The sequence below is a fragment of the Kribbella sp. NPDC031520 genome, assembly GCF_055580825.1.
The window spans coordinates 994,099-1,018,604 of sequence record NZ_JBVIKS010000001.1; the positions used below are offsets into that span (position 1 = coordinate 994,099).

The window sequence follows — 24,506 nt, forward strand, 5'->3', positions numbered from 1 at the left end:
GAAGGGGTGGAAAGTAAAGATGGTGGACAGCGGGGGGCTCTGGACGCCTCCTGAGGACGAGCTCGGTGAGGCACTGCAGACAGCCCAGGTGCTGATCGAAGAGGGCCGTGCCGACGAAGCCGGGCCGTACCAGCAGCGCGTCATCGAGCTGGCCAGGGAGCGTGCCGAAGCACGCCCGAACCACTACGAGGCCAAGCACCTGATGGCCGCGACGCAGTACGAGCTGGCCGGTTCGCTGAACGCGTCCGGCCGGCACGAGGAAGCACTGGCCGCACTGCACGAGGCACAGCTCGGCTACACCGAACTCCAGGACGCCGGTGTGCTCGACGCCACCTGCTTCCTCGCCGACGTCCGCGCGCGCCGCGCCATGACCCAGGCGCACCGGGGTCACGGCGCAACCGCCGTACTGGAGATGGACGGCGCGGTGATCGCGTACGGCCAGCTCGTTGGCGGTGAGGACGGGCTGAAGCACCAGCCGGACTTCGCTCGGGTGCTCGCGATGAACGCGCTGATCCTGCGCCGGTACGGCGACCCCGCGCTCGCGGTCGCGTCCGCCGACGCCGCGACACAGCTGTTCCTGCAGCTCGCCGACCAGATCAACGAGAGCCCGCAGTCGCTGTCGTACGCCCGCTACCTGTGTACGGCGACCGCCGTGTCCGCCGACGTCCACGCCGCCGAGGGCCGGATGGACCTCGCACTCGAAGCGGACGAGATCGGGCTGACCACGGCCGACACCCTCGCCGACTCCGACTCCGCGACCGACATGCGTACGCTCGTCGCCGCGCTGGTCCGCAAGGGCAAACACCTCGGCAGCGTCGGCCGTCTCGAAGGGGAGGCCTGTCTGCGAACCGCATACGACACCGACGCCGAGACGGCGGCCCGCGTGGTCGAGGAGCTCGACCGGGGCCTGCCGCTGACGCTGGTGGCGGCGCTGGAGAACGCCGAGATCAAGCTCGGGCCGTTCGAGCAGTACTACCGGCTCGTCGCGTTGAGCGAGCCCGCGCCCGGGATGACGCTGGCCACCGTGTCCGGCCGCACCGACCCGGAGTCGGCGGCGGTCCGGGCGACCGAGCTGGCCGAGCTGGTCCGTCCGCTGCTGACCCAGGACGGCGAGACCGCGCTGACGCTCGGGCTGGAGGCGCACTACCTGTTCGCGATCTCGTCCGAGCGCGAATCGCACAAGATGCGGTTCCAGACCGCGACGTACGTACCGATCTGGGCGCAGCTGCTGCTGGACATCTCCGAGGCGTACTTCCAGGCCGGCCGGATGGAGATCGCGCTCGACCTCGGCGGCTGGTGCGCGGAGGTCGCGACCGCGCTGATCCCGTACGCCGACGACAACGAGAAGATGAAGGACCTGGCCGGCGCCTGCTACCGGCACCACGGCAACCTGCTCGCCGCGACCGGCGACCTGGCCGCGTCGTACCACGCCCACGAGGCCGCGGAACAACTCCAGCTCGGCCGTTGACGTACCGGCGGGTCGGCCGCTGAAGGACGGTAAGGGTGCTCGCGCTTGACGCGCCCTTCCCGGCGACGGACGCTGGCGGCTGGGAGGGGGTGCGGTCATGGATGTCGTTGAACTACACAACCGCACGGTCGCGAACTTCGCGGAGCTGGTATCCGGGGTGGCAACCGATCAATGGTCAGGGCCGACGCCGTGCTCGGAATGGAACGTCCGCGCGCTGGTGAACCATGTCGTCGGCGAGGAGCGCTGGACGACGCCGCTGATGGAGGGCAAGACGATCGCCGAGGTCGGGGACGCCCTCGACGGCGATCTGCTCGGGGACGACCCGGCCGCCGCGGCGTCGTCCGCGGCCCGCGAGGCGACCGGCGCGGCGGGTTTGGCCGTCGAGAAGGTGCACCTGTCGTACGGCGACGAGGACCCGGCTGAGTACCTGCGCCAGCTGGCGGCGGATCACCTGATCCACGGGTGGGACCTGGCCGTCGCGATCGGCGTACCGCCGCGGCTGGAACCGGAACTGGTGGACGAGGTCGGGACGTGGTTCGCGCAGCGCGAGGAGCTCTACCGTTCGGCCGGCATCATCGGCGAGCACCTCGACGGGTACACCGAACCCGCCGACGCACTGCTCGCCGCCTCCGGCCGGGATCCGCACTGGACGCCGGAGCTGTCGGTCGTCGAGCGGTTCGGGGACGCGTTCGCCGCGGGGGATCTGGACACCGTGATGTCGCTCGTCACCGACGACATCGTGTTCGAATCGACGGCTCCGCCGGACGGTGGGCGCTTCGAGGGTGCGGACGCCGTCCGGGCGGAGTGGACGAGGATCCTCGCGGAGACCACCGGCCCGCAGTTCGAGGTCGAGGAGACCGTGATGCTCGGCCAACGCGCCCTGGTGCGGTGGCGGTACTCGTGGGCGGAGCCGTCCGGCGAGCGCGGGCACATCCGCGGCGTCGACATCTTCCGGCTCCGGGACGGGAAGATCGCGGAAAAACTGTCCTACGTGAAGGGTTAGAACTCACTCGGTCGAGTCGGTGCGGAGGGCGCCGACGAACAGGCCGGCCTCGGCCTCGGTCATGCCGGTCTCGGAGACGACCAGGGCGGTCGCCTGGTGGAGCTCGCCGGCCGCCTTGAGAGCACGCGTACGCTCGGCCAGGTTCGTGCCCGGCCGGCGCACCAGAGGCGTGCCGGTTGTCGGCGGCACGTACCGGCCCAGGCGGATGTCGTCGACCAGCTCCCTCGACTGCTTCAGGTCGAGGCCGGTGCGGTCACGGATGAGCTTCACCGCATGTACGGCCTTCTTGGTGGTGATCAGGAAGCGCACCTGGTCCACGTCGTCCGGGGACAGCTGACCTCGCGCCGCGGCGAGGGCAACATTGTCCGTGTCCTGGCTGCTGCTCCGTCGGCTGAACCATCCCATGCCGCAATCCTTCCAGAACCCTTCAAACCGGGCGCCCTCTCGGCCAGTCGCTCAGCCGGCGAGCAACCGGAGGATGTCGCGCCAGGCGAGCTCACCCAGCTCGCGGTCGGCGGCCTCCGAACCGCCGCGGGCCATCCGTTGCCCGCCGGTCTTCGGCTGCTCGCCCGGGAACAGCGGACGGTGCCCGGCGGCCGCGACCGTGATCGTCCGGGTCGGCAGGTCCTCGCGGGCGTCGGCGATCTCCTCGGCGAAATCGGCCGACGGCCACACCCGGTCGTCGCCACCCGCGATCAGCAGCAGCTCGCCCGCGAACCGCTCCGCCGGGATTCGCGCGGTCTCCACGTCCGCGCCGTACGCCCACAGGCTCTGCCGGTAGAATTCGGTGTAGCTCGGCGGGTCGTCGTCCGGCTCCCAGGCGAGGTCGAACGGTACGTACGGCAGCGGCTGGTCCTTCCAGGTCCAGGCCGACGTCTGCAGCTCGTCCTCGATCCACGGCCAGACGTACGCGCTCGGCGAGATCGCGACCACCGCGTCGATCCGCGGGTCCACGGTGCCGAGCAGCAACGCGGCCTCGGCGCCCCGGGAGACGCCGATCACCACGACCCGATCATGTCGCGCGGTCAGGCCGCCGAGCGGGAACGACTCCAGCGGGATCTCGCTGATCTTCCCGTCGAACCACTGCGGCGCGACCACGTCGTACCCCTCGGCCTCGATCAGCCGAGCACGCTCGAGGTCCGGCGTACCGCTCGAACCGTGCAGGAGCAGTACGCCCGTACTCAACCGACGACGACCTCGACCCGCTGGAACTCCTTGAGCTCCGTGTAGCCGGTGGTCGCCATCGCCCGCTTCAACGCGCCGACCAAGTTCATCGTGCCGTCCGGGACCCAGGACGGCCCGAACAGGATCTGCTCCATCGTGCCGGTCACGCCGACCTCGACGCGCTCGCCGCGGGGCAGGTCCTGGTGCCAGGCCTCGGCACCCCAGTGGTACCCGCCGCCGGGCGCGTCGCTCGCGCGGGCCAACGGCGAACCGACCATCACCGCGTCCGCGCCGCAGGCGATCGCCTTCGCCACGTCACCGGACCGGCCGACCGACCCGTCCGCGATCACGTGCACGTACCGTCCACCGGACTCGTCCATGTAGTCGCGCCGCGCCGCCGCCACGTCGGCCACCGCACTGGCCATCGGTACGGCAACGCCGAGCACCTTGCGGGTGGTGTGGGCCGCGCCGCCGCCGAACCCGACGAGGACGCCGGCCGCGCCGGTCCGCATCAGGTGCAACGCCGCCTGATGGGTCGCACAGCCACCGACGATCACCGGTACGTCGAGGTCATAGATGAACTGCTTCAGGTTCAGCGGCTCCGCCTGCCCGGACACGTGCTCGGCGGACACCGTCGTACCGCGGATGACGAACAGGTCGACGCCCGCGTCCACGACGTGCTTGGCGAACTGCTTGGTGCGCTGCGGCGACAGCGCCCCGGCCACGGTCACGCCGGAGTCGCGGATCTCCTGCACCCGCTGGGAGATCAGCTCGGGCTTGATCGGCGCCGCGTAGATCTCCTGCAGGCGGTGCGTGGCCTGCTTCTGGTCGAGGCCGGTGATCTCCTCGAGCAGGCTGGTCGGGTCCTCGTACCGCGTCCAGAGCCCTTCGAGGTTGAGCACCCCGAGACCGCCGGCCTTGCCGATCGCGATCGCGGTCGCCGGCGACATCACCGAGTCCATCGGCGCGGCCAGGATCGGCAACTCGAACCGGTACGCGTCGATCTGCCAGGCGACCGAGACCTCCTCCGGATCCCGCGTCCGCCGCGACGGCACAATCGCAATGTCGTCGAACGCGTACGCCTGCCGCCCCCGCTTCGCGCGGCCGATCTCGATCTCGGTCATCTGGTTCCTCTTCTGGTGCAGACGGTGTCAGCGGCCGGAGTAGTTCGGGGCTTCTACTGTCATTTGGATGTCGTGGGGGTGGGACTCCTGGAGGCCGGCGGAGGTGATGCGGACGAAGCGGCCGTTTTCCTGCAGCTCGGGGATGGTGCGGGCGCCGGTGTACCACATCGACTGGCGCAGGCCGCCGACCAGTTGGTGGGCGACCGCGGACAGCGGGCCGCGGTACGGCACCTGGCCCTCGACGCCCTCGGCGATCAGCTTCTCGTCGGTCCCGCCGTCGTGCTGGAAGTAGCGGTCCTTCGAGTACGACTTGCGCAGGCCGCCGGACGAGGACATCGCACCGAGCGAACCCATCCCGCGGTACGCCTTGAACTGCTTGCCGTTGATGAACACCAGGTCGCCCGGCGACTCCTCGCACCCGGCGAGCAGCGAACCCAGCATGACCGTGTCCGCACCGGCGACGAGCGCCTTCGCGATGTCGCCCGAGTACTGCAGGCCGCCGTCGCCGATCACCGGGACACCGGCCGGCTTGCACGCCAGCGAGGCCTCGTAGATCGCGGTCACCTGCGGTACGCCGACACCGGACACGACCCGCGTCGTACAGATCGACCCCGGGCCGACGCCAACCTTCACGCCGTCGGCGCCCGCGTCGACCAGCGCCTGTGCGCCGGCCCGGGTGCCGACGTTGCCGCCGACAATGTCCACGCCGCGGGTCGCCGGGTCGGCCTTGAGCTTGCGGATGATCTCGATCTGCGCCTTGGAGTGCCCGTGCGCGGTGTCGACGACCAGCACGTCGACGCCGGCCTCGACCAGGGTCATGGCCCGCTTGTACGCCTCGCCGAAGAAGCCGATCGCGGCGCCGACCATCAGTCGGCCGGTGGCGTCCTTGGTGGACAGCGGGAACTTGTCGCGCTTGACGAAGTCCTTCAGCGTGATCAGGCCGGTGAGCTTGCCGGCCTCGTCGACCAGCGGCAGCTTCTCCACCTTGTGCTTGCTGAGCAGCGCCATCGCGTCGTCGGCGGCGATGCCCTGCTTGCCGGTGATCAGCGGCTGCTTGGTCATCACCTCGCGGACCGGACGGGTCAGGTCGGTCTCGAAGCGCATGTCACGGTTGGTCACGATGCCGACCAGGACCCCCGCGTCGTCCACCACCGGGACGCCGGAGATCCGGTACTGGCCGCAGAGCGCGTCGGCCTCGCCGATGCTGGCGTCCGGGCCGATGGTGATCGGCTGCGCGATCATCCCGGACTCGGAACGCTTGACCAGGTCGACCTGCTGGGCCTGGTCCTCGAGCGAGAGGTTGCGGTGCAGGACGCCGAGGCCACCCTGCCGGGCCATGGCGATCGCCATCCGGGCCTCGGTGACGGTGTCCATCGCGCTGGAGACCAGCGGGATGTTGACCCAGACGTTGCGGCTCACCCGGGACCGGGTGACCGCCTCGGACGGGATGACGTCGGACTCGTTCGGCTGCAGCAGGACGTCGTCGAAGGTGAGGCCGAGGACGGCGAACTTGTCGGGAACTCCAGCGGGGGTGATGTCCATGGGGAAAACGAGCACCTTTGTACGGCGAGAACGGAACCCCATCCTATCCGCGCCCTTACCAGGCCCCGAATCCGCCGTCCACAGGCAACCGCCCGCCACGAACCTCGCGGCGGGCGGTCGGTGACAGGACCTTGTTACTTGTTCGGGTCGATCGATGCGTTGAGGATGCTGAGGATGGTGAGCAGGCTCACGTCGTCGGTGGAACCGTGGGTCCGGGCGATCGCCGCGTGCTTGCCCTCCGGGTAGGCGCCCGTGGAGTGCTTGCCCTTGGCGTACGTCTTGCGGACCGAGCCCGTGCTGACGTTGCCGCTCGAGTGCTTCCCGGCATGCTTCGCCGCGGCCGACTTGCCCTTCGCAGCCTTGACCGCCTCCGGCTGAACGGCCGGCGCGGGCTTGCCGACGTACTGCTCGGCGGTGGCCGACTGGGCCGGCTCACCGGTCGGCGTCGGCAGCACGACCTGGTTCGCGACCGAGTCGAGCGTCAGCGCGAGCAGGTTGTCGACGACAGTCTGGACCGCCGTGGCGTCGCCCGTCGGCGTCTGGTCACCCGGCGTGGTCGATCCCGTGGTGCTCCCGGTGGTCGAGCCCGTGTCATCGGCCGGCGGCTTGGCGGTGCCACCGTCCGTCGGCGCTGTGGTCTCGCCGCCGTTACCCGAGCCGGTCGAGTCCGTCGAACCGTTCGAGTCGCCGGCCGGCGCGGACGTCGGGTTGCCCGCACTCGGGTCCGTCTGCGTACCGTTGTCGGTCCCGGTTTCCACCGCCGGCGGTGTCGTCGGATCCGTCGTCGGATCCGACGGCGGCGTCGTGGTGGTGGTGCTGGTCGGATCGTCGGTCGGCGTCGACGGCGGATCGGTCGGAGTCGTGGCGGGCGGCTCCGTCGGCGTCGTCGGCGGCGGCTCCGTCGTCTTGGTGTCCGGCGGCGTCGTCGTGCCGCTCGTCGGCTCTTCGGTCGACTTGGTGCCGGTCGGCTCCTGCGTCTTGTCCGGCTGCGTCGGGAGCAGCTGGGTCACCAGCGGCTTGTCCCCGACCGGCGGGTACACCGCCGGCGGTGTGACGACCTTCCGCGCCTGCGGCGTGTCACCGGGGCCGTCGCTCGAGTCGTCGGTCCCGAGCTCCCCGGACTTCGCCTTCTTCTCGAAGTCCTTGCCGACCTTGACGATCTTCGACCGGTCGACCACGGGCAGGCCGTCCAGGTCCTCCTTCGGGAAGCTGGTCTGCGGGCGGACCGCGTCGACCATCTTCTCGATGACCTTCTCGTACGGCGACAGCGGGTCACCGTTGACCGCCGCTGCCACCCCGGAGACCGACAGCGCGGCGACCGCGGCGACCCCGAACGCCAGACCACGCGTCGCCACCTTGCGGGCGAACGGGTCGGTGATCGGGTTCAGTGCGGCGCACCGGGCCAGGAAACTCTCCGGATCGTCGATGGTTTCCACCGGGAGCTCGTCCTCGACCTCCACGGCCAGCCGTAGCTCGGCCAGCAACGCGAGGGCCGGGTCGTGCTCGCCCGCCGCGCGGGCGGACTCCCCACCGGCAGCGAGCAGATCGAGCAGTGCGTCATCGGCCTCGATCGCGTCGAGATCGAAACGGTCAGCCATGATGCCCCTCCCCAGCTGCTCCTCGTTCCAATTGTGCTTCATGCCCCACAAACCCCCTGAGCGTGTTCAACGCCCGATGTTGTGCGACCCTCACCGCCCCCGGTGTCATCCCCAGTGCCCGGCCGGTCTCCTCGGCTGACATCCCCGCAACGACGCGAAGACGGAGGATCTCGCGCAGCTTCTCCGGCAGTTTGTCCATCAGGCCCCAGATGTGCTGGACCTCGGACTGCCGAACCGCACGTTCCTCCGGCGTCGGTGACTCGTCCGCGCCGTCCGGCAGGTCCGGCGTCGAGACGTCGGCCACCGCGAACGCACGCTGGGCATCGGCGACCTTGCGGGCCGCGATGCCGTAGACGAAAGCCTCGAAAGGCCTCCCCTCGTCACGATACCGGCCGAGCGCGCCGAACACCGCGACACAAACCTCTTGCGCGACGTCGTCGACCATGTCGGCGCCGCCGGGATAGGTCCACAGACGGGACCGTACGTAACGGTGCGCCACAGCGCGCACCCTCGTGAGCAGGTCGTTGAGAGCTGTGCGGTCCCCGTCGCCGGCCAGCGCGGCAAGATCCCTGAGCTCGACCCGGTCGTGGGTGTCAGGCACTTTGACCTCTGTCACCCCTCGCCCCCTCGTGTTCAGACCGGTCAGCCTGACAGACGGTACAGCGCTCAACTCTCCTTGCCTAGTGGAGAACCATGGTCAAACCCTTGTTTTGATCACAATCTGTCACTACTGACGAGTCAGGTTCGCCGGTGCCGTAAATCGGATCAGCTCGGTGGCGGATTCGCCGCCCCAGTCGATCGGCGTACGACCGGCCTCGGCCCACCCGGCCCGCCGGTACAGCTGTACCGCGGGCCCGCGGTTGTCCACCACCTCGAGCGACAACTCCCGCCCGAGCTCGGCCGCCGTACGGACGCAATGCTCGAGCAATCCCCGCCCGATCCCCCGCCGGCCCAGCTCCGGATCCACGAACAGTCGTTCCACCTCAGCCCGCTCCCCGACAGCAGTCAACACCACATGCCCGAGAACCCGCTCCCCGTCGACCGCAACCCAGCACCCCAGCGCATCCTCCGGCGTCAACCACCGCCCCGGCTCAGCCGGCCAGTTGATCGGATAGCCGCCTCGTTCGTGTACGGAGCGCAAGAGCTCGACACACACCGCCAGGTCGCCGTCACGCCGCTCACGAATCAGCACCCACCCATCCCACCAGATCCCACCCCGCACACCCAAAGCCGGGACCGTACATGCAGAGCACCGCCCGGCAGCGGGGCTGCCGGGCGGTGCTGGGGTGCTGTGGAACTACTGCCCTGAGGGTCAGTGACCGTGGCCGTGGCCGTGGCCGGCTGCGGCGGGCTCTTCATCCTCGGGCTTGTCGACCACCAGGGTCTCGGTGGTCAGCAGGAGTGCGGCGATCGAGCCGGCGTTGGCGAGCGCGGACCGGGTCACCTTGACCGGGTCCAGCACGCCCTGGGCCAGCAGGTCGCCGTACTCACCGGTGGCGGCGTTGAAGCCGCTGCCGGACTCGAGCTCCGCGACCTTGGCGGTCACGACGTACCCCTCGTAGCCGCCGTTCTCGGCGATCCAGCGCAGCGGCTCGACGATCGCCTTGCGGACGATCCGGACACCGGCGAGCTCGTCACCCTCCAGGTCCAGGCCCTTGTCCAGCACGGCTGCCGCGTGCACCAGGGCGGAGCCGCCACCGGCGACGATGCCCTCCTCGATCGCCGCACGGGTCGCCGACACGGCGTCCTCGATGCGGTGCTTCTTCTCCTTCAGCTCGACCTCGGTGGCCGCGCCGACCTTGATCACGCAGACGCCACCGGCCAGCTTGGCCAGCCGCTCCTGCAGCTTCTCGCGGTCCCAGTCGGAGTCGGTGCGCTCGATCTCGGACTTGATCTGGTTGACCCGGCCCTCGATGTCCTCGGCCTTGCCGGAACCCTCGACGACGGTCGTGTTGTCCTTGGAGACGACGATCCGGCGGGCCGAACCGAGCACCTCGAGGCCGACCTGGTCGAGCTTCAGCCCGACCTCGGGGGCGACGACCTGAGCGCCGGTGAGCGCGGCCAGGTCCTCCAGCATCGCCTTGCGGCGGTCACCGAAGCCCGGCGCCTTGACGGCGACCGAGGTGAAGTTGCCGCGGATCTTGTTCACCACCAGGGTGGACAGCGCCTCGGCCTCGACGTCCTCGGCGATGATCAGCAGCGCCTTGCCGGACTGCACGACCTTCTCCAGCAGCGGCAGCAGGTCCGCGATCGCGGAGACCTTGCCCTGGTGGATCAGGATGTACGGGTCCTCCAGCACCGCTTCGCCGGCCTCGGCGTCGGTGATGAAGTACGGCGAGATGTAGCCCTTGTCGAACTGCATCCCCTCGGTGAACTCGAGTTCGGTACCGAAGGTGTTCGACTCCTCGACGGTGATCACACCGTCCTTGCCGACCTTGTCGAAGGCGTCCGCGATCAGGGTGCCGATCTCGGCGTCCCGGGCGGAGATGGTGGCGACGTGGGCCATGTCGCCCTTGTCGTCGACCGGCCGGGCGGTCTCGATCAGCTTGGCCGACACGGCCTCGATGGCCGCTTCGATGCCCTTCTTCAGGCCCATCGGGTTGACCCCGGCGGCGACCGCCCGCAGGCCCTCGTGCACCAGTGCCTGCGCCAGCACCGTCGCGGTGGTGGTGCCGTCACCGGCAATGTCGTTGGTCTTGGTGGCGACCTCCTTGGCCAGTTGCGCACCAAGGTTCTCGAACGGGTCGTCCAGCTCGACCTCACGGGCGACGGTGACACCGTCGTTGGTGATGGTCGGGGCGCCCCACTTCTTGTCCAGGACGACGTAGCGGCCCTTGGGCCCCAGCGTCACCTTCACCGTGTTCGCGAGCTTGTCGACGCCGCGCTCCAGCGCGCGCCGTGCGTTCTCGTCGAACTCGAGGATCTTCGGCATGAAGAAAACCAGTCCTTTTCTGAATATCTCTCGTTGCAGGCTCGGACCCACTCCGCCCCGGACCCACTCCGCCCCGGTGCCAGAGGCCCCGGGGCGGTGTCAGTCAGGAACAGCGGGCGGACGTCACTTGCTGACGACTGCGAGGATGTCGCGGGCGCCCAGGATCAGGTAGTCCTGGCCGTCGTACTTGACCTCGGTACCGCCGTACTTGGAGTAGATGACCTTGTCGCCGACGGAAACGTCCAGCGGGACGCGGTTGCCGTTGTCGTCGATCCGGCCCGGGCCGACGGCGAGGATCTCGCCCTCCTGCGGCTTCTCCTTGGCGGTGTCCGGGATCACCAGACCGGACTTCGTGGTCTGCTCGGCTTCGAGCGGCGCGACGAGGACACGGTCCTCGAGCGGCTTGATCGTGACCGACACTTGCTGACCTCCACGGTCGATTTCGCTTGTCTGTGGCATGTGGTCGCGCTCCCCTGCCGTCGCGGGGGTCAGAGGCCGGACCGCTGGCACCCTCACACCGAGAGTGCCAACACCGAATCTAGGCCGCGATTAGCACTCGGTCAACTCGAGTGCCAAAGGAATCTCAGCAGCGGACGTACTGGCCCGGGTGACGGCACCAGTACAGAATGTTGCTATGCGGCTACCCAAGCTGTCCGGTAAGACCATCGCCGTGCTCGCGGCGGTCGGTGCGGTCGCTGTGGGAGCCGTCGCAGCCAACGCTTCGAAGCACGAGTCCCCCGCTGCGTCCGGCGCGCCTGCGGCAGCACCGAGCACGCCTCAGAAGGATCAGCCCGTCTCTCACGACGCGACCGCGGCCGAGCTGAAGGCAGCAGCCGCGCTACCGCAGTGCAGGTCGGCGAGGCTCGTACCGGTCAACCGCAGCTGGGGCATCCCGGTGCCGTCGCTTCTCGGCAGCTCCAGCACTACGTGCAACCTCATGTATGGCGACGACCCGTTCCGCGGATCCAACCGCACAGGCGACCCCGAGACCGCGATCCTGGTCCTCCAGCGCAACCTGAACTTCTGCTACGGCACCAAACTCGCCGTCGACGGCATCTACGGCAGCAAGACCCGGGCAGCGATCAAGGCGGTCCAGAGCAAGCATCACCTCGTGGTGGACGGCATCTACGGTCCCAAGACCCGCTCCGCGATGAACTGGCGCCTGTACTCGATGGCAACCCGCAGCTGGAGCGGGGGCTGTTCCAGCCCCCTCTAAAGTTGCCGCGTGACTGTCACCGCGTTGCTGGACGGGCCGGGCGCCGAGGTGCTGGCCGCGGCCTGCACCGAGTTCCGCCCGGGCAACGAGCTACAGCTCGTGGAGAAGCTCAGGCGCCAGTACGACGCAACGCTCGTCACGGCTGCGGTCACCCAGGCCGCACTACGCCACCGGGCTGTAGCCAAGTTCGGACCGGATGCGGAGCGCATGTACTTCACACCGGACGGTCTGGAGCAGGCCACCCGCACCACCGTCGCCACCCATCGTGCCAACCGACTCGCGACGACCCTGCCTGGCGCCAGTGTCGTCGACCTGGGCTGCGGTATCGGCGGCGATCTCATCACCGCAGCACGCGCCGGACTACGGGTCACTGGCGTAGAACGCGATCCAGAGACAGCAGCCACCGCCCGCGCCAACCTGTCCGCGCTGGAGCTGCCAGGCGCCGTACTGGTAGGTGAGGCCGAGTCGACAGACCTCACGCCGTACGACGTCGTGTTCGCGGACCCGGCTCGTCGTGCCGACGGGCGACGCGTGTTCGACCACAACGCCTACTCGCCACCGTGGTCGTTCGTGACGGGTCTGCTCGAGCGGACCGCCTGTGTGAAGGTCGCGCCGGGCATCCCGCACGACGCGATCCCCGATGGCGTGGAAGCAGAGTGGATCAGCGACGCCGGCGAGGTGAAGGAGGCAGCCCTCTGGTCGGGGCAGCTCTTCACAGGTGTCTCTCGTCGCGCCACGCTGCTACCGGGCGGAGTCAGCGTCACGGACGCACCGGAAGCCGACAGCGGGCCGGTAGGGCAGTACATCTACGAGCCGGACGGCGCTGTCGTCAGGGCCGGTCTCGTCACCGCGGTCGCCGCGGCGGTCGACGGGTGGCTGCTGGATCCACGCATTGCTTATGTGACGTCAGCGACGTACGTCCCGACTCCACTGGCGTCTTCGTACGAGGTGCTGGAAGAACTGCCCTACAAGGAGAAGGCGTTGCGTTCCTGGGTGCGTACGCGAGGCATCGGGACGTTGGAGATCAAGAAGCGTGGGGTCGACCTCGACCCGGCGCAGCTACGCAAGAAGCTCGCGCCGAAGGGCTCAGCGAACGCGACCTTGATCGTCACGCGGATCGGCCGGGACGCGGTCGCCTACTCCTGCCGCAGGGTGACGACCACCTTGCCGGTCGCCTGATCGTCCTCCATGTAGCTGTGCGCCGCCGCGATCGCGTCCAGCCTGAACACGCGATCGACGTTCGGCCGGTAGACGCCGGCCTCGACCTCGTCGACGATCCGCTGCAGTACGTCGGACCGTCCCCGCATCGTCTCGCTGTGGAAGGCGGTCAGCCGGGTCCCGGTCGGGATCATCGCGATCGGCTCGAACGCCTCGATCAGCCAGCCGCTGAGCGATCCCGCCACGCAGACCGTTCCACCGCGCCGTACGACCTGTAGCGAATCCACCGCCGTCCGCGCGCCGACCAGATCGAGTACGTAGTCCGGTCCGTCTGGCCAGACGTCGAGCACGGATCCGTCGACCAGCACGTGGTCGGCCGTGAGCCCCGCGGCCTTCCGTGCCTGTCGCGTGGTCACCGCGGTCTCCACGCCGTGTCCGGCTGCGATCGCGGCCGCGGCCATCCCGACGGACGACGTACCGCCGCGGATCAGCAACCGCCCACCGCGCTCGATCCCCAGGGCGTCCAGCGAACCCTGGGCGGTCAGGTACGTCTCGGGCAACGCGGCCAGCACCTCCCATGGCAACTTCGAGTCGAGCGGCATCAACGTTGCGTTGGGCAACAACGCGTACTCCGCGTACCCACCGTCGTACGCGCGGCCCATCTCGCCCATCACCGCCGCAACTGTCGTCCCCTCCGGTACGGCGGGATCCGTCGAGACCTCGACCACGCCGACACACTCGATCCCGAGCACCCGTGGAAACACCACCGACGGCGAATGCCCCTGCCGGGTGCGCAGCTCCGACCGGTTCAGCCCGGCGCCGTACACCCGGACCAGGCTCCATCCGTCCCGAACCACCGGCACCGGCAACTCCCGAATCTCCAGCACCTCCGGGCCGCCCGCCCGTACACACACCGCCGCACGCATCGTCGTCATGCGTCCACTCTCGCCGCCGGACGCGCTGGCCGACCACCGATAGAATGCCAAGCTATGCCCGTTGGCCGCCAACCTGTCCGATCGAAGCTCTTCCCGTCCGCGGGCGCCCACCAGTGGGACTCCGGCGGCATCAGCCCGGTCCACACCCACGACGAGGGACATCTCGTGTACGCCGCCCGCGGCGTACTGTCCGTCCACACCGGCCGGCGTACGTCGATCGTCCCGGCCAACCGCGTCGCCTGGACGCCGGCCGGCACCACCCACCACCACCGCGCGCACGGCGAGACCGACATGCGGATCGTCTTCCTGTCATCCGCGCTGTCCCGGCGCCTGCCCGATCGCCCGGCGGTCTTCCTGGCGTCCGGTCTCGCCCGCGAGGTCCTGCTCGCGCTGACCAGCCGCGAGCTCGAGACGACGGCCCGCGCCCGCCTCCACCGGGTGCTCGTCGACGAGCTCGACGAAGCGACCGAGCAACCGCTGCAACTCCCCGAACCGCAGGACGACCGCCTGCGCGCGATCGGTCAGCACCTGCACGAGAACCCGGCGGACAACACGCCCCTCGCCGACCTCGGCCGCCAGGCCGGAGCCGGTGCCCGCACCCTCAGCCGGCTGATCCGCAACGAGCTCGGCATGACGTACTACGAATGGCGTACGCAGCTCCGGATCTACCACGCGCTGGTCCTGCTCGCCGCCGGCCACGACACGACGTACGTGGCGCACGCGTGCGGCTGGGCGAACCCGAGCGGCTTCATCGCCGCCTTCGCCGCGATCGTCGGCACCACCCCCGGCCGGCACCGCGCACTTGCGCTCGACCTACATTCGAACATATGATCGATCTTGCGAGCGGGTCTCCGGGTGACTTGCCGACGAGCGAGGTGCTGCGCTCGTTGCCGCGCTCCCCGGAGGCCCGCCACTAATCGGTCACCGTTCGTTCATGTACGTCGGCCAAGCTGGAACCGGAACCGGTTGGCCGCTGACCGTTCGCCTGGGGAGCAAGCGGTGCGCATCACCCCCAGGCCTCTGCACGCCACCGTACCTTCACCGGCAGTCGGAGCCGTGCCAGAGCAATGTCACCCACGGCGCGCGCCACCTGAGCGCCGGCCGGTGGCAACTCACCACCACGGGGAGCGTCGCCGCGGACGAACTCCCCGACCAGCCGATCCCACTCCCTCGGCCGGCGCAGCATCGCGTGCCCTTCCCCGGCCAGCGAGTACGTCGTCACCGGCACTCCGGTCGCCCGCAGCCGCTCCGCGTACGCCGTCGTACCAGCCGGATCCGTGATCGTGTCGTCGGCGCCGTGCACGAACGTCACCGGCGGCCGTAGTGCAACGAGCGGCTCGCCTGCCGGCAGCCACGGCGCCAGCGCCAGTACGCCCGCCACCAGCGGGTGATCGCCGGCCGCCACCACCGCGCGCCCGCCCATCGAGTGCCCGATCAGCAACACCCGCTCGAACGGCACCTGGTTCAGCACCGTACGAAGATCGACGGCCGCGTCGCTTTCGTCGTTCCAGCCGCGGAAGCGATACCGGGCGAACCCGATCGCGGCCTCCGGTGCCGCCGTACGCGCGGCCGCCGCGAACGGCCACATCCGCAGCAGCGCCGGCCGCCACAGGTGTGGCGCGGCCTGCGAACGTTCCTCGCCGCCGTGCGCGAGCAGCACCAACGTGCGGGCCCCCGCCGGGTGCCGGACGAGGTCGACACCCGGACGTCTCACCGCCGTGCGTACAGCTCGGCCGGATCCTTGCGGATCGCCATCATCCGGCCCGGCGGCGTCTCGGTGAAACCGTACGAACGGTAGAGCTCGTGCGCGTCGGCCGTCGCCAGCAATACCTGCCGCAGACCCTTCAGATCCGGGTGCTCCAGCAGCGTCGATACGACGAACCGCCCGAGGCCGTGCCCGCGGTGCGACTCCACCACGAACACGTCCGCCAGCCACGCGAACGTGGCCCTGTCCGTCACCATCCGCGCGTACGCGACCATCGCACCGTCCGCGGCGTACACCCCGAGGTTCAGCGAACCGGCGATCGCCCGCTCGACGACGTCCCGCGGGATGCCGGCCGCCCAGTACGACGTACTCAGGAAGCCTTGCACCACGGCGACATCGATGCGCTCGGCGTCGTCGTCCGCCTCGAAGCCGTCCGGCCCGGTCCACTTCATTTGTTGAGTACCTCCGTGATCGGCATCGAGGAGTCGGCGGGGAGATCCAGCGGCGACGGTGCGCGGCCGGCGCGGACGAGTTCCGAGCCGAGCGCGGCGACCATCGCGCCGTTGTCCGTACAGAGTCCCGGCCGCGGCACCCGGACGGCGATCCCCGCCGCGTTCGCCCGCTCCTCGGCCATCGCCCGGAGCCGCGAGTTCGCCGCGACGCCGCCGCCGATCAGCAGGTGCTCGAAGCCGCGGTCCTTGCAGGCGTCGATCGCCTTCCGGGTCAGTACGTCGCAGACCGCCTCCTGGAACGCGGCCGCGACATGGTTCACCGGTACGTCCTCGCCGTCGCGCCGCTTGGCCTCGACCCAGCGCGCGACCGCGGTCTTCAGCCCGGAGAACGAGAAGTCGAACCGGTGCCGCTCGAGGTCCCGCTGCGAGGTCAGCCCGCGCGGGAACGTCACGTACAGCCGGTCGCCGCCGTCACGGGCCGCCTTGTCGATCCACGGACCGCCCGGGAACGGCAGCCCGAGCACCCGAGCGACCTTGTCGAACGCCTCACCCGCCGCGTCGTCGATAGTGCTTCCCATCGGCACGACGCCGTCGGTGATGTCCTCCACGGCGAGCAGCGACGAGTGCCCGCCGGACACCAACATCGCGACACAGCCCTTCGGCAGGTCGCCGTGCTCCAGGGTGTCGACGGCGACGTGCGCGGCGAGGTGGTTCACGCCGTAGATCGGCTTGCCCAGCGACAGCGCGAGGCCCTTCGCGGCGGCGACACCGACGAGCAGGGCACCGGCCAGACCGGGACCGCTGGTGACCGCGACCGCGTCCACGTCGGCCGGCTTGATCCCGGCGGTCTCACAGGCGCGGCGGATCGTCGGCACCATCGCCTCGAGATGCGCCCGGCTCGCCACCTCGGGGACCACGCCACCGAACCGTGCGTGCTCCTCGACGCTGGACGCGATCGCGTCCGCGAGCAACGTCTGCCCGCGGACGATCCCGACCCCGGTCTCGTCGCACGACGTCTCGATCCCCAGAATCAGGGGTTCTTCCTTCACGTGTCCTCCCGCCACCGCATGATCACCGCATCCTCGCCGCCGGCGTAGTACCCGCGCCGCCGGCTGATCTCCTCGAAGCCGAAGCCCGCGTACAGCGCGCGGGCAGACTGATTGCCTGAGGCAACTTCCAGGAGGACTGTCCGGCCGGCACAACGTTCCAGGGCGACCGTCATCAGCTGCCCACCGATCCCCGTACGGCGCTCGTCCGGAGCCACCGCGATCCGCAGCACCTCGACCACATCAAGCGCGACGGGAGGCAGCAGCAGTACGACGTAGCCAACGACGGCACCACCCTCGTCCGCGACCAGCACCACCCGGTCCTCGGACAACCGCTCGAACTCGTCCAGCCAGGCGATCTCGCTCCACGCCTCGGCCCCGAAGCACACCGCGTCCAGCGCGACCAGCGCCGGCAGGTCGTCGGCGACAGCAGCCCGGATGGCAGGTCTCACAGCACACTCTTCGGCCCGGCGGACATCGTCACGTCCGGCCGCCGCAGATACAACGGCTCCGGCGCCACGACCTCGAGCGTTCGCGTCGCCACCCCCGTCGCCAGCACCTCGGCCGACGGGTACTCCGTGACGTCGTCAGCAGCCACGCCCAGCGCCTCGCCGTACAGCACTGCGCCTCGGCCGATGACTGGTAGGCCGGAGAGGACGTGTGCGACGTCGGCCGGCTTGTCGACCGCGGGGCCTTCCAGGCGGCGACGGCTGCCGTCGGCGGCGGGGCCGTCGTACAGGGCCCAGTAGATCTCCTTGCGGCGCGCGTCCGTGGCGACCGCGACGGGCAGCGTCAGGGTCGACTGCCGCGCGAGGATGTCGAGGCTGCAGACCCCGGAGACCTCGATCCCGAGTACTTCGCCCATCGTCCGCGCGGTCACCAACCCGACCCGCAGCCCGGTGAACGGACCCGGTCCGACGCCGACCGCGATCCCGGTCAGGTCCCGCGGCGTTACACCCGCGGTCTCCAGCGCCGCTGCGATCGCGGGCGCGAGCAGCTCGCCGTGCCGGAGCGCGTCCACGGTCGTGGACGAGGCGAGGATCTCCCCGGTCGGCGTGGCCAGCGCGACAGTGACGGCAGCACTGGAGGTGTCGAAGGCAAGCAACATGTCAGTTCTTCTCCAGTACCGAAACCCGTACGCCGGACGCCGCCCACCGCGGGCCGACCGGCGTGATCCGCAGCGCGCGCGTCTCGTCCGTGTCGTCGTCGCCCCGGGTCACGACGACGTCGAGCCGGTCCGGCGCGAGCCCCTCGGCCAGGCCGTGACCCCACTCGACCACGGTGACGGCGTCCTCCAGGCTCGCGTCCAGGTCGAGGTCGTCCAGCTCGGCGAAACCACCGATCCGGTACGCGTCGACGTGCACCAGCGCAGGACCGCCGGCCAGCGACGGATGCACCCGTGAGATCACGAACGTCGGCGAGGTGATCGCGCCCCGCACCTTCAGCCCCGCGCCGAGGCCCTGCGTGAACGTGGTCTTCCCGGCACCGAGATCGCCCGACAGGACCAGTACGTCGCCGGCGCGCAACTGGCCCGCCAGTTCCTCGCCGATCGCCTGCATGTCGTCCGCGGTCGGCACCGTCAGCTCGATCGGGAGCGCCTTCGCGTAGATCAGGTTGTGCGCCTGCCGGTCGACGACGGAGTACCCACGGCGCCGCCAGAACTCGACGGTGTCCGGCAGCTCGACCCGCGCGATCAGGTTCACCCGGTTGAACCCACGCCGTACGGCGACCTCCTCGGCGCAGCCGACCATCGCGGACGCGACGCCACGGGTCTGGTGCCGCGGGTCCACCGAGACGCGGCGCAGGTGCAGTACGTCCCCGTCCTGCTCGAACAGCATCGCGCCGAGCGGGACGCCGTCGCTGAGCACCAGCAGCCCGCCGTGCTCGGCGATCGCGGCGCCGACGGTCGCCGCGTTCTCGGACAGCTGGTCGGACGGCGGGTCGAGCACCCGCCGCGCCGAGAAGGCGTGGTGGATCACGTTCACGATGTCGTCGACGTGCTCCTGAGTGGCGTCGACGACGTGCAGGTCGGTCATTGGGGTCCTAGGGATTGTTCGGCTCGCTCGATCATCCCAAGGAGGGCGGCGGTGAACTCACGGTGGTGCTCGATCAGGCCGAGGTGGCCGCAGTTCTTCACCTCGACGAGTTCGGCGCCGGGGACCCGGCGGACGATCTCCTCGGCATGGTCGAACGGGGTCAGCGCGTCCTTGTCGCCGCCGATCACCACGCACTCGACCTTCTGCAGCGGCTCCAGGGCGTCGTACTTGTCGTGCAGCGCGAAGATCGGGTAGAACTCCGCGATCACCTCGATCGGCGTCGCCGCGATCATCTCGTTGACGAACTCGGTGAACGCCGGCGGCACCTCGGAGCCGAACGAGTACTTCCGGGTCAGCAGGTAGCTGAGGTCGGAACCCGCCTTCCGGCTGCGCTCGACCACCTCCGGGATCCGGGCCAGCGCGGCGACGGTCGGCGTCGCCAGCGCCCGTGCCAGCATCCCGAGCCTGCCCGGGAACAGGATCGGTACGTCGTCCAGCCCACCCGCACTGGTCGAACACAGGCCGACGCCGATGATCCGGTCGCCGAACAGTTCCGGGTGCTGCTCGGCCAGCGCCATGATCGTCATACCGCCCATCGAGTGCCCGATCAGGATCACCGGGCCGGTCGGCGCGAACCGCTCGACGATCCCGTACAGGTCCCTGCCGAGCTGGTCGATGCTGACGTGTTCCTTCGGTGAACGGCCGGACCGTCCGTGCGAGCGGTGGTCGTAGAACACCATCTTCCCGATACCTGCCAGGTCGCGGCGTTCGAAGTGCCAGAGGTCGAGGTTCAGCCCGTACCCATGCGTGAAGACGACGGTCAGGTCTTCGGGCGGCAGGGGCAGCTTCCGGCCGAGCCGGCGCCTCGGCGGTGGTGCCGGGCGGCGCGAACGCTTCAGCTCGTCGACCTCGACGTACAGCTCGACACCGTCGTCGGCGGTGAAGATGTACGGCGTACCGCGCTCGGAACCGAACGGCTCCGCCTCGAGCTGCTTGCGCTGACCCGACCGGCGGCCGATGACCGTACGCTCGACCGCCACGCCGGCCGCTGCTCCCGCGGCCAGCACTCCGACCGCGGCCCCGATCAGACCGGCAGTCCGCCCTGCCTTGGACATGCCGATCTACCTTTCGCTGTCGATGTACCTGCGCGGAATCCGTACGCCCAGGCGGGTGACGATCTCGTAGTTGATGGTGCCGGCCGCGTCGGCCCAGTCGTCAGCGGTCGGTTCGCCCGCCGTACCCGGGCCGAACAGCACGACCTCGTCACCCGCGGCGGCCTCGTCGTCCTCCAGGTTCAGCACGCACTGGTCCATGCAGATCCGGCCGACGATCGTACGGCGGCGTCCGCCGGCTTGGACCGGTCCGCCGTTCGAGGCGTGCCGGGGCAGGCCGTCACCGTACCCGAGCGGGATCAGGCCGAGCGTCGACGGACGCGGCGCGGTCCAGGTCAGCCCGTACGAGACGCCGGCGCCCGCGGGCACCCGCTTCACCATCGCGAGCCGGGCCTTCAGCGTCATCGCCGGGATCAGCCCGAGCTCGGCCGACGGCAACGCATGCCCGAACGGCGAGAGCCCGTACGTCGCGACGCCGGGCCGGACCAGGTCGAAGTGCGTCTCGGGCAGCGCGAGGGTGGCGCCGGAGTTCGCGAGATGCTTGAACTCGGCGTCGATCCCGAACGACTCGGCCACCTCGATCGCCTCGGTGAACGTGGCCAGCTGGGTCTCGTTGACCGGGCTCTTCGGCTCGTCCGACGAGGCCAGGTGCGACCAAATGCCCTTGATCTCGATCCGCCCGGTCGCCTGCTCGCGGACCGCGGCCCGGATCAACGCCGGCCACTCCTCCGGTACGGCGCCGCCGCGCGACATCCCGGTGTCGATCTTGAGGTGCACCCGCGCCGGGCGGTCCTGTGCCGCGGCCGCCAGCTCGTCGATCTCCCACGGTGCGCCCGCGGACAGGTCGATGCCGGCCTCGATCGCGTCGGCCAGCGGCTCACCCGGCGTGGTCAGCCAGCAGAAGATCGGCCCGGTGTCACCGGCGGCCCGCAGTCCGAGCGCCTCCTCGAGCACCGCGGCCCCGATCCAGTCGGCGCCCGCCTCCCGGGCCGCCTTCGCGACCGGGATCATGCCGTGCCCGTACCCGTCGGCCTTCACCACGGTCATCAGCTGCGCCCCGGCGGCGCGTGCACGCAACGTGCTGACGTTGTGACGAATCGCCGCCAGATCGACGACCGCCTCAGCACGGACCGGGGGTGACTGGAGAGTAGACATGGTCAGTCCAGTGTCTCAGGCTGCGTCGATGAGGGCGGGCAGGGCCGTCATGTTGTGGAAAACCGTGTCTGCATCGGAAAGTTTCGCGGGGTCGGTCATCCCGGCGTACCCGAAGACCTTCATCCCGGCGGCGACCGCCGCGGCGACGCCGAGCGGGCTGTCCTCGATCACCAGGCAGTCGGCCGGCTTGACCTCCATCGTCGCGGCCGCGTGCAGGAACAGGTCCGGCGCGGGTTTGCCGTGTTCGACGTCCTCCGCGCTGAAGATCCGTCCCTCGAACCGGTCGAGGAAGCCGACGGCGGTCAGCGCCGTACGGATCCTGCGATGTGTGCCGGACGAGGCCAGGCAGTACAGGATGCCGCGCGCGTCCAGGTGGTCGAGGACAGCCTCGACGCCTTCGATCGCCTGGAGGTGCGCGAACCCCTCGAACAACCGCTGGTGGTACCGGTCCTCGAGATCCGCCGGCAACGGCCGTCCGAGCCGCGCCTCGGTCGTGCGCCGCATCGACTCCATCGACCCGCCCATGAAGTCCCGCACCGTCTCCTCGAACGTGTACGGCAACCCGGCCTCGGTCAGCAACTCCGAAAGAATCGTGTTCGCCAGCCGCTCGGAATCCACCAGCACACCGTCGTTGTCGAAGATCACCAGTCGAGTCACAGCAGAAACCCTAAGCGGCCACCGCGTGAACGCGATGGCCGCCTCGGGTGTGGGGGTCAGTTCTCCTGGATGGAGAAGTCGTTGAAGTTGAAGCGCTGCTTCGTACCGCCGGTGGAGACGATCTCGACGCCGTAGTCGACCTGCCAGGTCGTCTGCTTCGGCGTCCAGCCGCGGTTCGCCATGTCGTTGAAGAAGCTCGCCAGCGGCATCGTCCCGGACTTCTGCGTCACCTGCGAGACGTACGCGGTGTAGCCGTTCTGGTGCCAGACGTCGTACGTGAACCCGCCGAACGTCACCGTGCCCACCTTGTCGCCGGACGGGACCTGGCCCTTGTTGTCGGTCCAGATCATCAGCTCGTTGTTCAGGCCGTCGCCGATCCACACGTCGAACGCCACGTCGTAGATGCAGGCGCTGCAGTTCGCCGGCGTCGTGGCGGCGAAGTTCGCCGACTTGATCGTGCTCAGCGGCACGTTGCTGTAGTCCTTGTGCACGTTCGGGTACGTCTGCACACCCTTGTCACCCGGAAGCGGCTGCGTCGCGTCCTCGTACCAGCTGTTGTAGTTGCAGACGGACATCGTGTAGGTGCCGTTGTTGTTGTTCCACATGTTGTTGTGCACGTAGTACGGACCGAAGTCGCGGCCCTCGCCCTGGTTGTCGGTCGAGGTGGTGGTCCATGACGGGTTGGTACAGGTGCCGCCGCCCGTACTCGTGGGCGTCGTCGGCGGCGGGGTCGTCGGCGGCTGCGTGGTCGGGGGCGGAGTGGTCGCCGGCGGCGGGGTTGTCGTTTGCGTCGGCGGGGCGGTGGTCGCCGGCGGCGTGGTGGGCGGGGTTGTCGTCGGCGCTGTCGTGGGCGGCGGGGTGCCCGGCTGGCCTGCTACGGGGGCGAAGTCGTAGTGCACCGTGTAGGTCAGCTTCGTGCCGGCCAGGTACGGCTTGCCGTCGTACCGGAGCGCGCGCAGCCGGTAGCTCTTGTCCGTCGTACGGCTGGTGTCGATCGACACCAGCGACGGACCGGACGCGGTCGCGGTGATCGCGACCGGCTTCTGACCGAAACCGTGCAGGACCGTACAGCCGGAGTACTTGTCCAGCACGCAGGTCTCGACCCGGCCGACGTTCGGCAGCGCAGCGGTAGCGCTGTCGGCAGCGTCCGCCGTCGCAACCGGTGACTGCTTGCTGGCGTGCACGACGATCGGGACCGCGACGAGAGCACTGACCGCGAGCACGGCCGCTGGGACGAGGAGACGAGTCCGAGAAATTCGGATCGGGGACATTCCAAACCTTCCTGTCTGTTACGGGCGATCCCCCAGGAAGTTTTGTGTACGGGCGCTGACGTTATCGAACCGTGACCAGCGCATGTCAAGTCCGGGTCCTGAATTTACAAAGGCTTCACCTGCAACGAGTATGCATTCCGCGGCGTCCTGAAGGTGTGAACAAACGGATGATCGCGCTCGCCGCGACAGGTCTGCTGGCCCTCGCCGGCTGTGGCAACGACGCCGCCGCCGGACCTGATGCCACACTGGCCGGGCGGACGTTCCTGTCCACCTCGGTGGTCGAGAACGGGAAGCCGCGGACGCCACAGCCATCGGTGCGGCTGCAGTTCACCACCAACGGGCGGATGTCGTGGAACGCCGGCTGCAACACGTCCGAGACCTCGGTCTCGACAGCCGGCAACCAACTCGTCCTGGGCAAGGAGATCACCTCGACGGCAATGGGCTGCCTCGGTCCCGCCGCCGGCCTCGACAGCTGGATCGGCGGCGTGCTGGGTGCGAAGCCGACGTGGAAGCTCGACGGCAGCAAACTCGTGCTGACGACGAGCAGTACGACCATCTCGCTGCTCGACAAGGAAGCCGCCGAGCCGGACCTCGCCCTCGACGGCACCAAGTGGGGATTGTCGACAATTATCGACGGCCAGACCGCCTCACATCCGGTCGGGTCCGAAAAGGCGTGGCTGACGCTGAACGGTGACCGGGTCACCGGTTCGACCGGCTGCAACGAGTTCCAGGGGATGGTCGCGACCTCCACCGGCAAGCTCACCTTCGGCGAGCTCGCCACCACCAGACGCGCCTGCACCGGCGACGCGGCGAAGCTGGAATCCCTGCTCCTGAAGGGTTTGCAGGGCGACCTGACCTACAGCATCGACGGCTCGACCCTCAGCCTGCGGTCGTCGAACGGCGGCCTGGATTTCACCGCCGTCCGCTGACCC

At 69.5% G+C, this 24,506-nt stretch carries 26 protein-coding genes; 6 read left to right on the forward strand and 20 right to left on the reverse strand.

The genetic code is table 11. The features are described from left to right. Positions 1-19 precede the first annotated feature (19 nt). Both ACZ5BU_RS04925 and ACZ5BU_RS04930 read left to right on the forward strand, forming a co-directional pair. Entirely contained in the window at positions 20-1,468 is a 1,449-nt protein-coding gene (locus tag ACZ5BU_RS04925) for a hypothetical protein (RefSeq protein ID WP_465695618.1), read from the forward strand. Between the two features lie 97 nt (positions 1,469-1,565). After that, a complete protein-coding gene (locus tag ACZ5BU_RS04930; protein WP_465695620.1) occupies positions 1,566-2,471 on the forward strand; it encodes a TIGR03086 family metal-binding protein in 906 nt (301 codons plus the stop codon). A gap of 3 nt (positions 2,472-2,474) precedes the next feature. On the opposite strand, the gene ACZ5BU_RS04935 is transcribed toward ACZ5BU_RS04930, so the two are convergent. The 9 genes from ACZ5BU_RS04935 to groES all read right to left on the reverse strand — a co-directional run bounded on the left by ACZ5BU_RS04935 (position 2,475) and on the right by groES (position 11,251). After that, complete coding sequence (locus tag ACZ5BU_RS04935; protein WP_465695621.1) at positions 2,475-2,876, reverse strand: hypothetical protein; 402 nt, start codon at positions 2,874-2,876, stop codon at positions 2,475-2,477. 51 nt (positions 2,877-2,927) lie between these two features. Beyond that, positions 2,928-3,656 (reverse strand): acyl-CoA thioester hydrolase/BAAT C-terminal domain-containing protein, encoded by a 729-nt coding sequence (locus ACZ5BU_RS04940; protein WP_465695623.1) that lies wholly within the window; start codon positions 3,654-3,656, stop codon positions 2,928-2,930. After that, positions 3,653-4,759, reverse strand: a complete 1,107-nt coding sequence (locus tag ACZ5BU_RS04945) for a GuaB3 family IMP dehydrogenase-related protein (protein ID WP_465695625.1) — start codon at positions 4,757-4,759, stop codon at positions 3,653-3,655. Before ACZ5BU_RS04945 ends, ACZ5BU_RS04940 begins: the two co-directional genes overlap by 4 nt. 27 nt (positions 4,760-4,786) lie before the next feature. Continuing rightward, on the reverse strand, positions 4,787-6,301 hold the full coding sequence (guaB, locus tag ACZ5BU_RS04950) for an IMP dehydrogenase (protein WP_465695627.1): 1,515 nt from the start codon (positions 6,299-6,301) through the stop codon (positions 4,787-4,789). Positions 6,302-6,435: 134 nt separating this feature from the next. Then, positions 6,436-7,899, reverse strand: a complete 1,464-nt coding sequence (locus ACZ5BU_RS04955; protein ID WP_465695629.1) for a hypothetical protein — start codon at positions 7,897-7,899, stop codon at positions 6,436-6,438. Continuing rightward, entirely contained in the window at positions 7,892-8,569 is a 678-nt protein-coding gene (shbA, locus tag ACZ5BU_RS04960) for an RNA polymerase sigma factor ShbA (RefSeq protein ID WP_465695631.1), read from the reverse strand. The genes ACZ5BU_RS04955 and shbA overlap by 8 nt, the downstream gene beginning before the upstream one ends. A 57-nt stretch (positions 8,570-8,626) precedes the next feature. Then, entirely contained in the window at positions 8,627-9,091 is a 465-nt protein-coding gene (locus ACZ5BU_RS04965; protein ID WP_465695632.1) for a GNAT family N-acetyltransferase, read from the reverse strand. Between the two features lie 120 nt (positions 9,092-9,211). Continuing rightward, positions 9,212-10,831, reverse strand: a complete 1,620-nt coding sequence (gene groL / locus ACZ5BU_RS04970) for a chaperonin GroEL (RefSeq protein WP_465695633.1) — start codon at positions 10,829-10,831, stop codon at positions 9,212-9,214. Positions 10,832-10,954: 123 nt separating this feature from the next. Further along, positions 10,955-11,251 carry a co-chaperone GroES gene (gene groES / locus ACZ5BU_RS04975; protein WP_133782216.1) on the reverse strand — a complete coding sequence of 99 codons (297 nt, stop codon included), beginning with the start codon at positions 11,249-11,251 and terminating at the stop codon, positions 10,955-10,957. Between the two features lie 214 nt (positions 11,252-11,465). On the opposite strand from groES, the gene ACZ5BU_RS04980 reads away from it, so the two are divergent. Then, positions 11,466-12,047 carry a peptidoglycan-binding domain-containing protein gene (locus tag ACZ5BU_RS04980; RefSeq protein ID WP_465695635.1) on the forward strand — a complete coding sequence of 194 codons (582 nt, stop codon included), beginning with the start codon at positions 11,466-11,468 and terminating at the stop codon, positions 12,045-12,047. Positions 12,048-12,056: 9 nt separating this feature from the next. Continuing rightward, the gene (locus ACZ5BU_RS04985) at positions 12,057-13,226 is read left to right on the forward strand and encodes a class I SAM-dependent methyltransferase (RefSeq protein ID WP_465695636.1); all 1,170 of its coding nucleotides are present in this window, start codon (positions 12,057-12,059) and stop codon (positions 13,224-13,226) included. On the opposite strand, the gene ACZ5BU_RS04990 is transcribed toward ACZ5BU_RS04985, so the two are convergent. Then, complete coding sequence (locus ACZ5BU_RS04990) at positions 13,184-14,140, reverse strand: zinc-binding dehydrogenase (protein ID WP_465695637.1); 957 nt, start codon at positions 14,138-14,140, stop codon at positions 13,184-13,186. The genes ACZ5BU_RS04985 and ACZ5BU_RS04990 overlap by 43 nt on opposite strands. Before the next feature lie 54 nt (positions 14,141-14,194). Between ACZ5BU_RS04990 and ACZ5BU_RS04995 the strand changes: the two genes are divergently transcribed. Further along, positions 14,195-14,971, forward strand: coding sequence for an AraC family transcriptional regulator (locus ACZ5BU_RS04995; RefSeq protein WP_465695639.1), 777 nt, complete (start codon positions 14,195-14,197; stop codon positions 14,969-14,971). 175 nt (positions 14,972-15,146) lie between these two features. Here ACZ5BU_RS04995 and ACZ5BU_RS05000 read toward each other — a convergent pair whose 3' ends face one another. From ACZ5BU_RS05000 to ACZ5BU_RS05045, 10 genes are read right to left on the reverse strand one after another with little or no spacing between them, the layout of a single operon-like run. Beyond that, positions 15,147-15,854, reverse strand: a complete 708-nt coding sequence (locus ACZ5BU_RS05000) for a dienelactone hydrolase family protein (RefSeq protein WP_465695641.1) — start codon at positions 15,852-15,854, stop codon at positions 15,147-15,149. Further along, on the reverse strand, positions 15,851-16,297 hold the full coding sequence (locus ACZ5BU_RS05005) for a GNAT family N-acetyltransferase (protein ID WP_465695642.1): 447 nt from the start codon (positions 16,295-16,297) through the stop codon (positions 15,851-15,853). The genes ACZ5BU_RS05000 and ACZ5BU_RS05005 overlap by 4 nt, the downstream gene beginning before the upstream one ends. Further along, positions 16,294-17,346, reverse strand: a complete 1,053-nt coding sequence (tsaD, locus tag ACZ5BU_RS05010; RefSeq protein ID WP_465695643.1) for a tRNA (adenosine(37)-N6)-threonylcarbamoyltransferase complex transferase subunit TsaD — start codon at positions 17,344-17,346, stop codon at positions 16,294-16,296. The genes ACZ5BU_RS05005 and tsaD overlap by 4 nt, the downstream gene beginning before the upstream one ends. Further along, positions 17,343-17,795: a GNAT family N-acetyltransferase gene (locus tag ACZ5BU_RS05015; RefSeq protein WP_465695645.1), complete on the reverse strand. Its 453-nt coding sequence runs from the start codon at positions 17,793-17,795 to the stop codon at positions 17,343-17,345. Before ACZ5BU_RS05015 ends, tsaD begins: the two co-directional genes overlap by 4 nt. Continuing rightward, complete coding sequence (gene tsaB / locus ACZ5BU_RS05020; protein ID WP_465695647.1) at positions 17,792-18,451, reverse strand: tRNA (adenosine(37)-N6)-threonylcarbamoyltransferase complex dimerization subunit type 1 TsaB; 660 nt, start codon at positions 18,449-18,451, stop codon at positions 17,792-17,794. The genes ACZ5BU_RS05015 and tsaB overlap by 4 nt, the downstream gene beginning before the upstream one ends. A gap of 1 nt (position 18,452) precedes the next feature. After that, positions 18,453-19,379 carry a tRNA (adenosine(37)-N6)-threonylcarbamoyltransferase complex ATPase subunit type 1 TsaE gene (gene tsaE / locus ACZ5BU_RS05025; RefSeq protein ID WP_465695649.1) on the reverse strand — a complete coding sequence of 309 codons (927 nt, stop codon included), beginning with the start codon at positions 19,377-19,379 and terminating at the stop codon, positions 18,453-18,455. Beyond that, a complete protein-coding gene (locus ACZ5BU_RS05030) occupies positions 19,376-20,494 on the reverse strand; it encodes an alpha/beta fold hydrolase (protein ID WP_465695651.1) in 1,119 nt (372 codons plus the stop codon). The genes tsaE and ACZ5BU_RS05030 overlap by 4 nt, the downstream gene beginning before the upstream one ends. Positions 20,495-20,500: 6 nt before the next feature. Continuing rightward, the gene (alr, locus tag ACZ5BU_RS05035; protein ID WP_465695652.1) at positions 20,501-21,646 is read right to left on the reverse strand and encodes an alanine racemase; all 1,146 of its coding nucleotides are present in this window, start codon (positions 21,644-21,646) and stop codon (positions 20,501-20,503) included. A 15-nt stretch (positions 21,647-21,661) separates the two neighbouring features. Continuing rightward, entirely contained in the window at positions 21,662-22,303 is a 642-nt protein-coding gene (locus ACZ5BU_RS05040) for an HAD family hydrolase (RefSeq protein ID WP_465695654.1), read from the reverse strand. Between the two features lie 56 nt (positions 22,304-22,359). After that, a complete protein-coding gene (locus tag ACZ5BU_RS05045) occupies positions 22,360-23,526 on the reverse strand; it encodes a GH12 family glycosyl hydrolase domain-containing protein (protein WP_465695655.1) in 1,167 nt (388 codons plus the stop codon). 203 nt (positions 23,527-23,729) lie between these two features. On the opposite strand from ACZ5BU_RS05045, the gene ACZ5BU_RS05050 reads away from it, so the two are divergent. Continuing rightward, positions 23,730-24,503, forward strand: coding sequence for an META domain-containing protein (locus ACZ5BU_RS05050; RefSeq protein ID WP_465695657.1), 774 nt, complete (start codon positions 23,730-23,732; stop codon positions 24,501-24,503). The last annotated feature ends 3 nt before the right edge of the window (positions 24,504-24,506 follow it).